The sequence below is a fragment of the Nocardioides sp. NPDC006303 genome, assembly GCF_040613175.1.
GTDB lineage: Bacteria > Actinomycetota > Actinomycetes > Propionibacteriales > Nocardioidaceae > Nocardioides.
This window is the reverse complement of the sequence record NZ_JBEXRR010000009.1, coordinates 47,982-62,187: the sequence shown is the minus strand read 5'-3', so window position 1 is coordinate 62,187 and position 14,206 is coordinate 47,982. Positions and strand designations below refer to the sequence as shown.

Below are 14,206 nucleotides of genomic sequence, written 5' to 3'. Positions count from 1 at the left end.
GCCTCTCAGCAGGTCAGAGGTTGATCATGTGACCCGCGATGCCCTCGATGGCTTCCTTCATCGCCTCCGACAGCGTCGGGTGGGCGAAGACGTTGCGGGCGACCTCGTCGGCGGTCAGGTCCCACTGCTGGGCGAGGGTCAGCGCGGGCAGCAGCTCGGTGACCTCGGGGCCGATCATGTGGGCGCCGAGGATCTCGTTGTGCTCGGCGTCGGCGACGATCTTCACGAAGCCGACGCCCTCGGCCATGCCGCGGGCCTTGCCGTTGGCGGAGAACGGGAAGGACGAGGTCTTGACGTCGTAGCCCTTCTCCTTGGCCTGCGCCTCGGAGTAGCCGAACGAGGCGATCTGCGGCTGGCAGAACGTCGCCCGCGGGATCATGTCGAAGTTGATCTCCATGGTCTCGGCGTCGGCGATGGTCTCGGCGGCGACGACACCCATCGCCTCGGCGGTGTGGGCGAGCATCAGCTTGCCGGTGCAGTCACCGATGGCGTAGATGCCCTCGACGTTGGTGCGGCCACGGGCGTCGACCGCGATCGCGCCCCGGTCGGTGAGCTCGACGCCGGCGTTCTCGAGGCCGAAGCCCTCGACCCGCGGCGCGAACCCGAAGGCGGCCAGGAACTTGTCGGCCTCGAGGACCTGCTCCTCGCCGCCGGCAGCCGGAGCCACCCTGACCTTCACGCCGGAGCCGGTGTCCTCGGCGCCCTTGACCGCGGTCGAGAGCAGCACGTTGACGCCGAGCTTCTTGTACTGGCGCAGCAGCTCCTTGGACACGTCGGCATCCTCGGTCGGCACCATCCGGTCGAGGAACTCCACGATCGTGACGTCCACGCCGAAGTTCTTCAGCACGTAGGCGAACTCGACGCCGATCGCGCCCGAGCCGCCGATGATGATCGAGCTCGGCAGCTGCTCGGTGAGGATCTGCTCCTCGTACGTCACGATGTTCTGCCCGTTGGGCACGACACCCGGGACCGAGCGGACGGTCGCGCCGGTGCCGATGATCAGGTTGTCGAAGGTGTAGTCGGTCGAGGCGCCGTCCTTGCCCTTGACGGCGATCGACTTCGGCCCGGAGAGGGTGCCCCAGCCGTCGATCTCGGTGATCTTGTTCTTCTTCATCAGGTAGTGCACGCCCTTGGCGCTCGCGTCCGCGACGCCGCGGCTGCGCTTCCAGGTCGCGCCGAAGTCCATGGTCGCGTCACCCGAGATCCCGAAGGTCTTCTTCTCGTGGGTGATGATGTGCGCGATCTCTGCGTTGCGCAGCAGCGCCTTGGACGGGATGCACCCGACGTTGAGGCAGACACCGCCCCAGTACTTGTCTTCGACGACGGCGACGGACTTGCCGAGCTGAGCGGCACGGATGGCGGCGACGTAGCCACCGGGGCCAGCGCCGAGGACGAGAACATCAAAGTGGGTCACGTACCCAAGGGTAGACCGCCAATAACAGATAGATCCCAAGCGGGTGAGGACTGGGCGGTAACCTCGTGACCCGTGACTCTCTATGCGGCCTATGGCGTCAATCTCGACCCGGCGCGGATGAGTGAGCGGTGCCCGCATTCGCCGTTGCGTACGACCGGGTGGCTGGGCGGTTGGCGACTCACCTTCGGGGGCGAGGACAACGTGCTCGGCGACGGACCGACGGCCACGATCGTCCAGGACCCGTTCGAGCAGGTCTTCGTCGCGGTCTACGACGTCGTGGACCAGGACATGGAAGCCCTGGAGAAGTGGGAGCTGGCCGATATCGGCCTCTACTTCAAGACCAAGGTGCGGATCTCCGCTCTCGCCGAGGACCTGCTCTGCGAGACCTATGTCCTGGACACGTACGAAGGTGGCATCCCGGACGCCCGCCACCTGGGCGCGCTGGCCGATGCCGCCGAGGCGGCCGGGGCACCGGCCGACTACGTGCACGCGCTGCGTACGCGGCCCTGCAGGTCCAACGACTGAGCCGGTCCGGGCAGGTCTAAACTCAGCGAGTGACCACGCCTTACGAACTCGCCAAGGAAGCCGCCTCCGCGCTCGCGGAGAAGACCGGCATCGAGAAGCACGACATCGCGCTGGTGCTGGGCTCGGGCTGGCTGCCCGCCGTCGACGCGCTCGGCGAGGACTACACCGAGATCGCCACCACCGACCTGCCGGGCTTCAGCGCCGCCGCGGTCCAGGGCCACAGCGGCAAGATCCGCTCGATCCGCTCGGCGAGCGGTCGCAACCTGCTGGTCTTCCTCAGCCGCACCCACTACTACGAGGGCAAGGGTGTCGACGCCGTCGTGCACCCCGTACGCACTGCCGCGGCCGCAGGCTGCTCGACGATGGTGCTCACCAACGGCTGCGGCGGACTCAACCCGTCCTGGTCTCCCGGCACCCCGGTACTGATCAAGGACCACATCAACCTCACCGCCACCTCTCCGCTGGTCGGCGCCAACTTCGTCGACCTCACCGACCTCTACTCATCGCGCCTGCGAGGGCTGGCAAAGCAGGTCGACTCCTCGCTCGACGAGGGTGTGTACGTCCAGTTCCCCGGCCCCCACTACGAGACCCCGGCCGAGGTGAAGATGGCCGGCATCATCGGTGGTGACCTCGTCGGCATGTCGACCACCCTCGAGGCGATCGCGGCCCGCGAGGCGGGGATGGAGATCCTCGGGATCTCGCTGGTCACCAACCTGGCCGCCGGCATCTCCGACCAGCCGCTCGATCACGCCGAGGTCCTCCAGGCCGGGCGCAACGCGGCGACTCGGATGGGCGCGCTTCTGGGCGATCTGTTGCCCAAGATCTGAGTCGACCTTGGTCCGCCGCTTGTCGCGGGATCTTTCTTCGGGGTTGGGGGGCCGCCGACCCGTTCTTTGAGGGTCTCTCGACCTGGACCGGCGTCAAGGACGCCCTTCGGGCGCCGGCTACGCCGGCCGCTTCGCGGTCCTGGACTCCGGACCAGATCGAGAAAAGATTTGGCTGGCTATCGGGGCGGCGGCCCGGGTGTGACCGCGGGATACTCAAGCCACGGAGGGTGACCGCTCCACACCTACGCCAGCCATGGGGTCTCCGCGTGAAAGAAAAATTTCTTTCACCCCACCAACCCCACCCCCGGTCGAGGCAGCATCTTGAGACGAACGAATTTTCGTTCGCCTCGCCGTGGGCACCTATCCGCGCGAGTCCCGGAGCGGATCCCGGACGAACGAAAATTCGTTCGCCCCGCCACCAGCCCTTCGGGCAGGGGCCCTTTGCGGAAAGAAAATTCCTTCCGCACAACCCAGCCGACCGCCGCAGACGCGACGACCACCCAAGATCCCCAGCCCCCGCCCAACCCAAATCGCCGCGCCAAACCCCTGCCGCCGACCCGATAACCAGCCAAAATTCTCGGCGGAGCCCGGTGTCAAGGATCGCCGCAGGCGACCGGCGAAGCCGGCGGCCGAAGGCCGTCCTTTACTCCGGGCGCCGCCGAGAACACCCTTCAAGAAAGGGTCGGCGGCAAACCCCAGCCACGAAACGACATAAGCCCCTCCATCTTCCGCCACCCGATGACCTAGGGTCAGATCCATGGTCCCCACAGATCAATCTGCGCTCGTCGTCCAGGCCAGGGAATGGCTTGCCGATGACCCAGATGCACAGACCCGAGCAGAGCTCGAGAGCCTCCTGACCTCCACGGCCCCAGGTGCCGCGGCCGAGCTGGCCGACAGGTTCTCGGGCATGCTGCAGTTCGGTACCGCCGGACTGCGGGGCGCGCTCGGGGCAGGACCCAACCGGATGAACCGGGTGGTCGTGATCAAGGCCGCCGCGGGGCTGGCCCGCTACCTGCTCGCGGCCGGCGCGCAGGGGCCGGTGGTGATCGGCTACGACGCCCGGCACAACTCCGACGTCTTCGCCCAGGACACCGCCGAGGTGATGACCGGAGCGGGCCTCCCGGCGCTGGTGATGCCGCGCTCGCTGCCGACGCCGGTGCTGGCGTACGCCGTCAAGGCGCTGGGCGCGAGTGCTGGGGTGATGGTGACTGCCAGCCACAACCCGCCGCAGGACAACGGCTACAAGGTCTACCTCGGTGATGGTTCGCAGATCGTGCCGCCGGCCGACATCGAGATCGCGAAGCGGATCGCGGCGGTCGACAAGGTGAGCTCGGTCCCGCAGGGTCCGGCCGGCCAGGTGATCAGCGAGGACCTGGTCGACAGCTACCTCGACACGGTCGTCGGGCTCCTCACCGAGGGTGGCCCGCGTGACCTCAATACGGTCTATACGCCGCTGCACGGTGTCGGCGGCGACCTGGTGAACCTGGCGATGAAGTTCGCCGGCTTCCCCGAGCCGTTGGTGGTCAAGGAGCAGGAGCGGCCCGACCCCGACTTCCCGACCGTCGCCTTCCCCAACCCCGAGGAGCCCGGGGCGATGGACCGGGCGATGGCGTTGGCGAGCAAGAAGGGCGTCGACCTGGTCATCGCCAACGACCCCGACGCCGACCGCTGCGCTGCCGCCATCCCGGTCGGCAAGAAGTGGCGGATGCTGACCGGTGACGAGGTCGGCGCGCTGCTGGCGACCCACCTGATCCGCAAGGGCGTCACCGGGACGTACGCAGCCTCGATCGTCTCCTCCTCGCTGCTCGGCAAGATCGCCGCAGCCGCGGGCCAGGCCTATGCCGAGACGCTGACCGGCTTCAAGTGGATCTCGCGCGCGCCCGGGCTCGCGTTCGGCTACGAGGAGGCGCTGGGCTACTGCGTCGACCCCGAGCACGTACGCGACAAGGACGGCATCTCGGCGCTGCTGCTCCTGTGCGAGCTGGCGGCGTCACTGAAGGCGGAGGGCCGCGGCCTGGCCGACCTGCTCGACGACCTCGCGGTCGAGCACGGCCTGCACGCCACGACCCAGCTCTCCGTCCGGCTCGAGGACCCGGCCCAGATCGCGGCCGCGATGCAGCGCCTCCGAGACCGGCCGGTGACCGCGCTGGCCGGGGCCACCGTGCAGCAGCTCGACGACCTCACCACCGGAATCGGCGGCCTTCCGCCGACCGACGGGATCCGTTACCAGCTGGCCGGCGGGTCACGGGTGATCGTGCGGCCCAGCGGCACCGAGCCCAAGATCAAGTGCTACCTCGAGGTCGTCGAGCCGGTCGACTCACCCGACGCCCTGGCGCAGGCCCGGGCCGACGCCGAGATCGCCCTCGGCGCGCTCAAGGTCGACATCCGCGCCGCCCTCGGCGTCTAGTTTCCCCGCTGGTCGAGCCCGTGAGCGCCAGCGAGCGGTGTCGAGACCAACACGGCCCTTTCGAGCGCCGAGTCGACCGTGTTGGTCTCGACACGCCTTCGCCTAGCGGCTCCGGCGGCTCGACCAGCGTCGTCAGATCACGAGCAGGACCACGAAGACGACGGCCACGACGCCGGTGACGGCGATCAGCGGCCAGTCCCAACTGCGGCGTACGTCCTCGGCGAGGGCGAACTGCTCGTCGGAGTCGCGCTTGATCCGGCGCCGGTCGCGGGCGTCCTGGGCCAGCCCGTTGAGCCGGTCCTCGATGAAGTCGGCGTGGTTGCTCAGCGGCTTGTGGTCGCGCTTGGCACCCTTGATCGCTTCCCGCATCGGACGCCCGACGGCGCCGCTGACGTAGGTGCGGCCGCCCGCGTAGGCGCCGAGGGTGCGGCCGACCGAGACGCTCTCCAGGGCGGCCATCGGGAAGCGCACCGTCGAGTAGAGGTGGTGGAGCACGAAGTCGCCGTCGCTGACCCCGACCTTGGTGCGGACGAACGCGGCGTACGCGACCAGCGCGAAGAGCACCCCACCCGCCGTCGTCTCGGGGTGCCAGCCGGTGACCGCGTCGATCACCACGACCGCGATCGCGGCCCCTGCCGAGAGGAGTCCCCACGTGGTGCTGCTGGAGTTGCGGAACCACTCCTCGGGCTGATCGTCATTCACGGCGCAAACCTTAGCCCTCGGGGTGTAGATGCATATGCTGAGGCCGTGCCTACCCCCGCTGACATCGCGAAGCTGATCGACCACACCCTTCTCAAGCCCGAGGCGACCCATGCCGACGTCGAGGCGCTGATCCTGGAGGCCGCCGAGCTCGGCACCTACTCGGTGTGCGTCTCTCCCTCGATGCTCCCGGTCAACGCGCCGGCCGAGCTGAAGATCGCGGTCGTCTGCGGTTTCCCGAGCGGCAAGCACCTCTCCTCGATCAAGGCCGCCGAGGCCAGCGCCGCGGTCGACGCCGGCGCGGACGAGGTCGACATGGTCATCGACGTCGGCGCCGCGAAGGAGAAGCGGTACCCCGACGTGGAGGCCGACATCGCCGCCGTCCGGGCGGCCGTTCCCGCCCCCACCGTGCTGAAGGTGATCATCGAGTCCGCGGCGCTCGACGACGACGAGATCGTCGGCGTGTGCCAGGCGGCCGTCCGCGCCGGCGCGGACTTCGTGAAGACCTCCACCGGCTTCCACCCCGCCGGCGGCGCCAGCGTCCACGCCGTGAAGCTGATGCGCCAGACCGTCGGCCCCGACCTCGGCGTCAAGGCCTCGGGCGGCGTACGGACCATGGAGCAGGCCGAGGAGATGATCGCCGCTGGGGCGACCAGGCTCGGCGTCTCGGGCTCGCGCGCGCTGCTGTCGGGGTCGACCCCCGGCGCCGGCTACTGACTTCGGCCCGGCACAGGCGAGAATGCTCCGGTGCGCGCTCAGGTCATCGTCCTCGCCGGCCCTTCAGGCGCCGGCAAGTCCCGCCTGGCCGAGCGGCTCGGCCTGCCGGTCCTGAGGCTGGACGACTTCTACAAGGACGGCTCCGACCCCTCGCTCCCCCGGATCACCGAGGGTCCCAACGCCGGCCTGGTCGACTGGGACCACCCCGACTCCTGGCACCCCGATGACGCGATGAAGACGATCACGGCGCTCTGCGAGTCGGGCACCGCCGACGTACCCGTCTACGACATCGCCCACGACGGCCGCACCGGCTGGCAGTCGCTGACCCTCGGGGACGAGCCGTACTTCGTCGCCGAGGGGATCTTCGCCCAGGACATCGTCGCCGAGTGCCGCGACGCGGGGCTGCTGGCTGCCGCCTACTGCGTCACCCAGTCACCGACGGTGACGTTCTGGCGCCGGCTCACCCGCGATCTCCGCGAGCACCGCAAACCACCGTTCGTGCTGGTCAAGCGGGGCCTGGCACTGATGCGCGCGCAGCCGCAGGTCGTCGCGGACGCGGTCGCGAAGGGCTGCACCGCGGTCTACCCGAAGCACGGCCACGTCGCCATCGAACGACTCACAGGGCCGCGTACGCGTCCTTGATCTCGTGGATCAGGTCGACCCGCTCGTCGTAGGGGATGAACGCGGACTTCATCGCATTGGTCGTCAGTCGCTGGAGCTCGGGCAGCCCCCAGCCGAAGGCCTCCACGATGCCGGCCATCTCCGCCGACATCGAGGTGCGTGACATCAGCCGGTTGTCGGTGTTGATGGTGACCCGGAAACCGAGGTCGTAGAGCAACCCGATCGGGTGTTCGGCGATCGACTTCGCCGCCCCGGTCTGCACGTTGGAGCGCGGGCAGAGCTCGAGCGGGATCCGACGGTCTCGGACGTACGCGGCGAGCCGGCCGAGCCGCGGCGCCTCGCCCTCCTCGAGGGTGATGTCGTCGACGATGCGTACGCCGTGACCGAGCCGGTCGCAGCCGCAGGGGTGCACCGCCTCCCAGATCGAGGGCAGCCCGAAGCCTTCCCCGGCGTGGATGGTGAAGCGCATGTTGTCGGCGGCCAGCTGCTCGAACGCCGCCAGGAACCGGCTCGGCGGGAAGCCCTTCTCCGGCCCGGCGATGTCGAACCCGGCGACCCCGCGGTCGCGCCAGGTCACCGCGAGCTCGGCGATCTCGGCGGCGCGGGCGGCCTGCCGCATGGCGGTGAGCAGCTGGCGTACGACGATCTTCCGACCGGTCGCCGCGACGGCAGCCATGCCCTCGTCGAACCCGGTCTGGACGGCCGCGACGACCTCGTCCAGCTCGAGACCGTTGGCCAGATGGAGCTCCGGCGCCCAGCGGACCTCGGCGTAGACGACGCCGTCCTCGGCCAGGTCCTCGACGCACTCGCGAGCCACCCGGGTCAGCGCGGGCAGCGTCTGCATGACCGCCAGCGTGTGCGCGAAGGTGTCGAGGTAGCGCTCCAGCGACCCCGAGTCCGCACTGGTCACGAACCACTCCTCCAGCGCGACCGGATCGTCCTGGGTCCCCTCCGGCAGCCGGTGACCCACCTGAGCGGCGAGCTCGACGAGGGTCGAGGGACGTACGCCACCGTCGAGGTGGTCGTGGAGCAGCACCTTCGGGGCGGCCTTGATCTGCATGTCGGACGGTTCCATGGGCCCATCATTCCGTATGCCGCTAGATTCCGGGGGTGCGCACTTTCACCACTCTCCAAGAAGTCTCCGACGCCGCAGGCACCGAGATCGGCACCGGCGAATGGCTCCAGGTCGACCAGGACCGCGTCAACGCCTTCGCTGACGCCACCGGCGACCACCAGTGGATCCACGTCGACGAGGAGCGGGCCAAGGAGGGTCCCTTCGGGGGCACCATCGCCCACGGCTACCTGACGCTATCGCTGATCCCCTACCTCGGCGTCAGCGTCTACTCGCTGGAGACCCCCGGCGCGAAGCTCAACTACGGCCTCAACAAGGTCCGGTTCCCCATGCCGGTCCTGGTCGGCTCCCGCATCCGCCCGATCATCACCTTCGGCGAGGTCACCGAGCTCCCCACCGGCCTCCAGCTCGTCGTGAAGACGACGATCGAGATCGAGGGCTCCGCCAAGCCCGCATGCGTCGCGGAGTCGGTCGTCCTGCTCCTGGCGGATTGAGGCCGGATCGGCCGAGCGCGACGGCCGCGGACCGGCACCGAAGGCATCGGTGCAGAGCTGCACCAGATGCCGTACGCCGGGCAGCCCGAGCGCCCAGCCGGCCATCGCCCAGCGGAGGTCGATGTGGTTCAGTGCCCGCGCCACCGCGGCGACGCCGCTGACCCTGACGCCCGCAGACTCGTAGGTCACCCGGTAGAGCACCTCGGGGTGCTCGGCGGCCGGCCTGATCGCGAGCCCGCGCGGCTCGTGCCGCAGGAACCAGCGGCCGACCTCCGAGCAGATCCCGCAGTCGGCAGCCACCCACAGGGTCCCGCTGTCGATCACCGCCGGGCGCCACCGCGGAACCCACGACGGCACCTCGGCCCGGTAGGCCACCCAGCCGTCCCCGAAGGCCGTCCGCAGCTGGGCGCCCTCGTGCCAGGCGGCCAGCCCGACCGAGTACGCCGCAGCCGCGACGGCGGCGACCAGCAGCCACGCGTCGCCGAACGTGAGCGCCAGGGCGACGAAGACCAGCACCATGCTGATCTGCATCGGGTTGCGGACGTAGGCGTACGGGCCGGAGGTGACGAGCCGGGTCGGCGGATCGTAGGGCAACGGGGTGCCCCGGCCGACGATCGCCAGCTCGCGCATCGCGGCGACGCTCGGCAGCGCACAGACGACGGCGAGCTGGATGCCCGCCGAGGTGATCACGTCCGGCCAGCGCGGCTCCGGCGCGAGCACGGCAAGCGGCCCTCCGACGATGAGTCCACCGGCGCAGAGCGCCTGCGCCCAGCCGCGGGCGACGACATGGCGGTCGAGCAGCGTCCAACGGGCCAGGAGCATGGCCGGGACCAGCACGAATGCGACCGCGACCAGCTCGCCGACGAGCCAGGTCTCGCCGAGACGTACGGCCGGATGGGCCAGCGGCATCGCGCCCAGGTCCACCCAGACCAGCCCCGCCGCGATCCCGACGGCCGGCCATCCCGAACGCAGCAGGAGCGCGGGCAACGCACCCCACAGCAAGGCCCACGCCAGCCACAGGTCGACCGCGATGCCCTGCCACACGGCGCCGTCGACGTCGTAGGCCCACCATCCCAGCCGCTGCGCGACCAGGTTCACGGGAAGCAGCACGAGCAGCGACCAGGCGGAGGCGACGATCATCGCCGCCAGCTCGCGCTGGTTCGGCGGGCGCCGGACGCACATGATCGCGACCGCGACGACCGGCAGCGCGAGCCCCAGGCTGCGTACGACGGCGGGATCGGTACTCATCGCCACGCTCAGCTGCCGGCCGCGGCGGCGGCGAACGTGTCGGCGAGATAGCCGGCCGCGAGCCCGGTGGTGTGCTGCTGGAGCGGTCCGAAGTACCACGACGGGTCGTAGGTGCGCGCCCAGTCGAGGGTCCAGGTCGTCTCGGTCCGGTCGCCGACCCGGTGCCATGCGACGGTCGCCGACTGCAGCTCCATCCACCGCGACAGCGTGCTGTCGGCGGTGACCTCGAAGACCACGCGCCCGGCATCGGTGTCGATGTCGGACTCCGCGACGCGCAGCGTCATCGACCGCGGCGTCGGCTCCGCGCCGAGACCGAGCGACTTCCGGTCGTTGAACCTGACCACCCGCCGATCGCCGACCTCGAGCCCGGATCCGGTCGCCGAGACCGGATGCGGGAACGGCACGGTCTTCAGCAGGACGGCGTCGAAGGGGCCGTACGCCGGCGGCGCGGCGAGCGCCGCTGCGTACGCCTGCGGCGACGCGTCGACCATGACCGTCGCGGAGGCAGCCGACTCGCGCGGCAGGTAGCTCACCCCGGCGACGCCCTCGATGAGGGCTGCCGCGAGCAGCGGCGCGGCGACGAGCGCCTGGTGGTGCCGCTGCCCGGGCGTGACCAGCAAGGACACCAGCCAGGCGATCAGGGCGGCCACGCCGTAGATCAGCGGAGCGGCCATGATCAGGCAGACGACTCCCTCGTCCAGGAGCGGCCCGGCGAGGGCGAGCCCGATGGTGGTGACGGCGAGCGTGAGTCCGACGGCGCTCCGCGGCCGGGCGGTGAGCACCACGGTCACCGCGATCAGCGCCGGGATGCCGACGTAGAACATCGCGGTCTGCTCCAGGCCTCCGCTCGCGAGGGCCTTGGCGAACAGCATCGCTCCGAAGACGGCGAGCAGGAGGGCGGCGAGGACCAGGCGCTCGCGGCTCGGTCTCTTCTCCGCACGGGGATCGTCAGTCATGGTCCGGCTCCTTGATCGCTAGGTTTAATCACCTGATTAAAGCGTACGATAAGCACATGCCGCCACGGAAGCGAACAGCCGGGACCGAGAAGACCAGCGAGGAGACCCGCCGACGCCTGCTCGACGCCGCCGACGAGGTGCTGCGCGAGAAGGGCTACGCCGGCGCCTCGGCGCGCAACATCGCCACCGCCGCCGGGGTCACCTCGGCGCTGGTCTTCTACCACTTCGGCGGCGTCGACCAGCTCCTGCTGGCGGCGATGGACCGTGACACCGCCGCGCGAATGGAGGCGCACGGCGCGACGATGGCGGAGGTCCGTACGGTCGAGGAGTTCACCGCCGCCGCGGTCACGATCTACCGCACCGACCTGGAGCGCGGGTCACTGGCGAAGTTCAGCGAGATGATCGCCGCCGCGGTCACCAACGAGGACCTCCGCAAGGAGATCACCGAGCGCGCCGAGCCGTGGCTCGACTTCGTCGCCGAGCACTGGGACCGCGTCACCCGCGGCACGCCGCTGGGCAAGCTGCTGCCCGCGCGCGACGTGGCCAACGCGGCCATCACCTTCTACCTCGGCGTCAACCTGTTCTCCGTGATCGACCCCGATCGCCGGCGCACCGAGGACGTCTTCGCCCTCGCCCAGCGGCTGGCGCCGCGGGCGAAGCTGCTCACCATGAAGCTCCCCGGCCGCCGGTAGCCCTCAGGAGTAGTCGGCCCACAGACGCCGGGAGGTGCCGTCGACGGTCATCTCGCCGCCGTAGGGCACGATCCACTGCGGCCGGGTGTGCCCGAACGGTGGGCCGACGACGACCACCGCGTCGGGGTTGTAGCGGGCGACGGTCTCGATCGCCGCGTCGCGCTGTTCGGCGCGCTTGGCGGCACGCTCCTCGGCGCTTGGCTGGCGTTCGAAGTCCGAGGTCGGCGGGCGGCCGACGATCACCGCGTCGATCGCCTCGAGCAGCCCACGCTCGCCCAGCGAGCGGGTGATCCAGCCGAACTCCTGCGCCGGGATGAGCTCCTCGGAGGTCTCCAGGAGGAGTACGCCGCCCGCCAGCACCCCCGGGTCGGCCGGGAAGCGTCCTGCGGTCAGTGCCCACTGGAGGATCTCGATGCAGCCGCCCCAGGTGCGTCCGGTGACCTCGCGGGCCGGGCCGGCCCAGGTCCACGGCTCGGTCGCCTCACGCTCGCCGTACTCGGTCAGCGCCCGTGGGTCGTTCCAGTCGCGGCCGATGTCCTCGGACTCCCCCGGCTCGGTGATCTCGAGGGTCTCGCCGGTGAGGAGCGCAGCCTTGAGCGAGGCCTCGTGAACGGGGTCGAGCGCTGGTCCCGGCCCCAGGTGGACCTGCGTCGAACCGCCGTGGAACGCGGCGACGCCGTTGGTCCACAGCCAGTTGAGGAGGTTGGTGTTGTCGCTGTAGCCGAGGAACGGCTTGGGGTCGGCCCGCACCAGGTCGGCATCGAGGTGAGAGATCACAGTGATCTGGTCCTCGCCGCCGATCGTCGCCAGCACTGCCCGGATCTCCGGGTCGCCGAAGGCGGCGTTCAGATCGGCCGCCCGCTCCTGCGGCGTCGCACCGACCTTCCGCGTCGTCGGATACTCCACCGGCACCAGCCCGGTCACCTCGGTCAACCGCTTCAGCGCCTGCTCGTGGATCGCGGGTGCCACCCCGGGTGCGGCGAACGAGGGTGACAGCACGGCGACCTTGTCGCCCGGAACGGCCTTGGGTGGCTTGACGATCTCCATGGGTGAAGTCTGGTTCCCAGCAGGCGTGCGGCGCGAATGGTTATCTCTCTCCCCCCGCTGGTCGAGCCGGATTCGTGAGGTACGAACGAATCCGTGTCGAGACCAACACGGCCCCATCGAGCGCGCGACAGGGGACGTGTTGGTCTCGACACCGCTCGCTGGCGCTCGCGGGCCCGACCAGCGAGATGACCAGCGGTGGGCGGTCAGCCGATGCGGTCGAGGATCAGCGGCGTCGCCTCGTACGCAGCCCCGTCCTCGATCTCGTAGCCACCCTCCAGCGCGGCCAGCGCACGGTCGAAGCGCTCAGGGGTGTCGGTGTGGAGGGTGAACAGCGGCGTACCAGCAGCGACGGAGTCGCCCGGGCGAGCGTGCCAGGTGACCCCGGCCCCGGCCTGCACGGCGTCCTCCTTCCGCTCCCGCCCGGCGCCGAGGCGCCAGGCAGCGAGTCCGACGGCCATCGCGTCGAGCCGGGTGAGGACACCGGATGTCGGCGCGGTGACCACGTGGGTCTCACGGGCGACCGGCAGCGGCGCCGACGGATCGCCGCCCTGGGCCGAGATCATCGCCCGCCAGGCGTCCATGGCCTTGCCGGAGGCGAGCACGTCGGCGGGGTCCGGGCCGGACACACCCGCAGCGGCCAGCATCTCCCGGGCCAGCGCGACGGTGAGCTCGACGACGTCGGCGGGTCCGCCGCCGGCCAGGACCTCGACGGACTCGGCGACCTCGATCGCGTTGCCGGCGGTCAGGCCGAGCGGGGTGGCCATGTCGGTCACGAGCGCGACCGTGTTGACGCCCGCGTCGGTGCCGAGATCGACCATGGTGCGCGCCAGCTCCTGCGCGGAGGCGAGCGTCTTCATGAACGCCCCGGCGCCGACCTTGACGTCGAGGACGAGCGCCCCGGTGCCCTCGGCGATCTTCTTGGACATGATCGAGGAGGCGATCAGCGGGATCGACTCGACGGTGCCGGTGACGTCGCGCAGCGCGTACAGCTTGCGATCGGCCGGGGCCAGCCCCTCACCTGCCGCGCAGATCACCGCGCCGACCGACCCGAGCTGAGCCAGCATCTCCTCGTTGGACAGCGACGCGCGCCACCCGGGGATGGACTCGAGCTTGTCGAGCGTGCCGCCGGTGTGGCCGAGCCCGCGCCCGGACAGCTGCGGCACCGCCACGCCGCACGCGGCGACCAGCGGCGCCAGCGGCAGCGTGATCTTGTCGCCCACGCCTCCGGTGGAGTGCTTGTCGGCGGTCGGCCTGTCCAGGGAGGAGAACGACATCCGCTCGCCCGACGCGATCATCGCCGCCGTCCACCGCGCGATCTCGCGCCGCGACATCCCGTTGAGCAGGATCGCCATGTTGAGCGCCGACATCTGCTCCTCGGCCACGATCCCGGCCGTGTAGGCCGCGATCATCCAGTCGATCTGGGAGTCGCTCAGCTCGCCACCATCGCGCTTGGCGAGGATCACCTCGACCGCATCATGTTCCGCCAT

The 14,206-nt window shown here is 70.3% G+C and carries 13 protein-coding genes and 1 pseudogene; 7 read left to right on the top strand and 7 right to left on the bottom strand.

The genetic code is table 11. The features are described from left to right. Positions 1-13: 13 nt before the first annotated feature. Entirely contained in the window at positions 14-1,414 is a 1,401-nt protein-coding gene (gene lpdA / locus ABZY89_RS09715) for a dihydrolipoyl dehydrogenase (RefSeq protein WP_355226673.1), read from the bottom strand. A 72-nt stretch (positions 1,415-1,486) separates the two neighbouring features. On the opposite strand from lpdA, the gene ABZY89_RS09710 reads away from it, so the two are divergent. The 3 genes from ABZY89_RS09710 to ABZY89_RS09700 all read left to right on the top strand — a co-directional run bounded on the left by ABZY89_RS09710 (position 1,487) and on the right by ABZY89_RS09700 (position 5,173). Beyond that, positions 1,487-1,939 carry a gamma-glutamylcyclotransferase family protein gene (locus tag ABZY89_RS09710; RefSeq protein ID WP_355019727.1) on the top strand — a complete coding sequence of 151 codons (453 nt, stop codon included), beginning with the start codon at positions 1,487-1,489 and terminating at the stop codon, positions 1,937-1,939. Positions 1,940-1,968: 29 nt separating this feature from the next. Beyond that, positions 1,969-2,766: a purine-nucleoside phosphorylase gene (locus tag ABZY89_RS09705; protein ID WP_355226671.1), complete on the top strand. Its 798-nt coding sequence runs from the start codon at positions 1,969-1,971 to the stop codon at positions 2,764-2,766. Positions 2,767-3,523: 757 nt separating this feature from the next. After that, entirely contained in the window at positions 3,524-5,173 is a 1,650-nt protein-coding gene (locus tag ABZY89_RS09700; protein WP_355226669.1) for a phospho-sugar mutase, read from the top strand. A 132-nt stretch (positions 5,174-5,305) separates the two neighbouring features. Here ABZY89_RS09700 and ABZY89_RS09695 read toward each other — a convergent pair whose 3' ends face one another. Continuing rightward, positions 5,306-5,875 (bottom strand): hypothetical protein, encoded by a 570-nt coding sequence (locus ABZY89_RS09695; protein ID WP_355226667.1) that lies wholly within the window; start codon positions 5,873-5,875, stop codon positions 5,306-5,308. A 45-nt stretch (positions 5,876-5,920) separates the two neighbouring features. Between ABZY89_RS09695 and deoC the strand changes: the two genes are divergently transcribed. Further along, complete coding sequence (gene deoC / locus ABZY89_RS09690; protein WP_355226666.1) at positions 5,921-6,589, top strand: deoxyribose-phosphate aldolase; 669 nt, start codon at positions 5,921-5,923, stop codon at positions 6,587-6,589. A 30-nt stretch (positions 6,590-6,619) separates the two neighbouring features. Beyond that, entirely contained in the window at positions 6,620-7,231 is a 612-nt protein-coding gene (locus ABZY89_RS09685) for an ATP-binding protein (protein WP_355226664.1), read from the top strand. Here ABZY89_RS09685 and ABZY89_RS09680 read toward each other — a convergent pair. Beyond that, positions 7,206-8,285, bottom strand: a complete 1,080-nt coding sequence (locus ABZY89_RS09680) for an adenosine deaminase (protein WP_355226662.1) — start codon at positions 8,283-8,285, stop codon at positions 7,206-7,208. The two genes, ABZY89_RS09685 and ABZY89_RS09680, sit on opposite strands and share 26 nt — an antisense overlap. 35 nt (positions 8,286-8,320) lie before the next feature. Between ABZY89_RS09680 and ABZY89_RS09675 the strand changes: the two are divergent. Beyond that, positions 8,321-8,611: pseudogene (locus tag ABZY89_RS09675) on the top strand (MaoC family dehydratase); the annotation flags it as partial. On the opposite strand, the gene ABZY89_RS09670 reads toward ABZY89_RS09675, so the two are convergent. Both ABZY89_RS09670 and ABZY89_RS09665 read right to left on the bottom strand, forming a co-directional pair. Continuing rightward, positions 8,519-9,598, bottom strand: a complete 1,080-nt coding sequence (locus tag ABZY89_RS09670; RefSeq protein ID WP_355226823.1) for an isoprenylcysteine carboxylmethyltransferase family protein — start codon at positions 9,596-9,598, stop codon at positions 8,519-8,521. The pseudogene ABZY89_RS09675 and the gene ABZY89_RS09670 sit on opposite strands and share 93 nt — an antisense overlap. A 434-nt stretch (positions 9,599-10,032) precedes the next feature. Next, positions 10,033-10,980, bottom strand: a complete 948-nt coding sequence (locus ABZY89_RS09665; RefSeq protein WP_355226660.1) for a hypothetical protein — start codon at positions 10,978-10,980, stop codon at positions 10,033-10,035. A gap of 56 nt (positions 10,981-11,036) precedes the next feature. Between ABZY89_RS09665 and ABZY89_RS09660 the strand changes: the two genes are divergently transcribed. Further along, positions 11,037-11,672, top strand: coding sequence for a helix-turn-helix domain-containing protein (locus tag ABZY89_RS09660; RefSeq protein WP_355226658.1), 636 nt, complete (start codon positions 11,037-11,039; stop codon positions 11,670-11,672). A gap of 3 nt (positions 11,673-11,675) precedes the next feature. Here ABZY89_RS09660 and ABZY89_RS09655 read toward each other — a convergent pair whose 3' ends face one another. After that, on the bottom strand, positions 11,676-12,719 hold the full coding sequence (locus tag ABZY89_RS09655) for a S66 peptidase family protein (protein ID WP_355226657.1): 1,044 nt from the start codon (positions 12,717-12,719) through the stop codon (positions 11,676-11,678). Positions 12,720-12,922: 203 nt separating this feature from the next. Then, positions 12,923-14,206: a thymidine phosphorylase gene (locus ABZY89_RS09650; RefSeq protein WP_355226655.1), complete on the bottom strand. Its 1,284-nt coding sequence runs from the start codon at positions 14,204-14,206 to the stop codon at positions 12,923-12,925.

What these genes read in the sequence shown, in the direction of transcription:
- ABZY89_RS09700 (WP_355226669.1), top strand. Translation starts at nt 3,524, where the DNA reads ATGGTCCCCACAGATCAATCTGCGCTCGTCGTCCAGGCCAGGGAATGG.
- ABZY89_RS09680 (WP_355226662.1), bottom strand. Translation starts at nt 8,285, where the DNA reads ATGGAACCGTCCGACATGCAGATCAAGGCCGCCCCGAAGGTGCTGCTC.
- ABZY89_RS09670 (WP_355226823.1), bottom strand. Translation starts at nt 9,598, where the DNA reads ATGCTCCTGGCCCGTTGGACGCTGCTCGACCGCCATGTCGTCGCCCGC.
- ABZY89_RS09665 (WP_355226660.1), bottom strand. Translation starts at nt 10,980, where the DNA reads ATGACTGACGATCCCCGTGCGGAGAAGAGACCGAGCCGCGAGCGCCTG.
- ABZY89_RS09660 (WP_355226658.1), top strand. Translation starts at nt 11,037, where the DNA reads ATGCCGCCACGGAAGCGAACAGCCGGGACCGAGAAGACCAGCGAGGAG.
- ABZY89_RS09655 (WP_355226657.1), bottom strand. Translation starts at nt 12,719, where the DNA reads ATGGAGATCGTCAAGCCACCCAAGGCCGTTCCGGGCGACAAGGTCGCC.
- ABZY89_RS09650 (WP_355226655.1), bottom strand. Translation starts at nt 14,206, where the DNA reads ATGGCGGAACATGATGCGGTCGAGGTGATCCTCGCCAAGCGCGATGGT.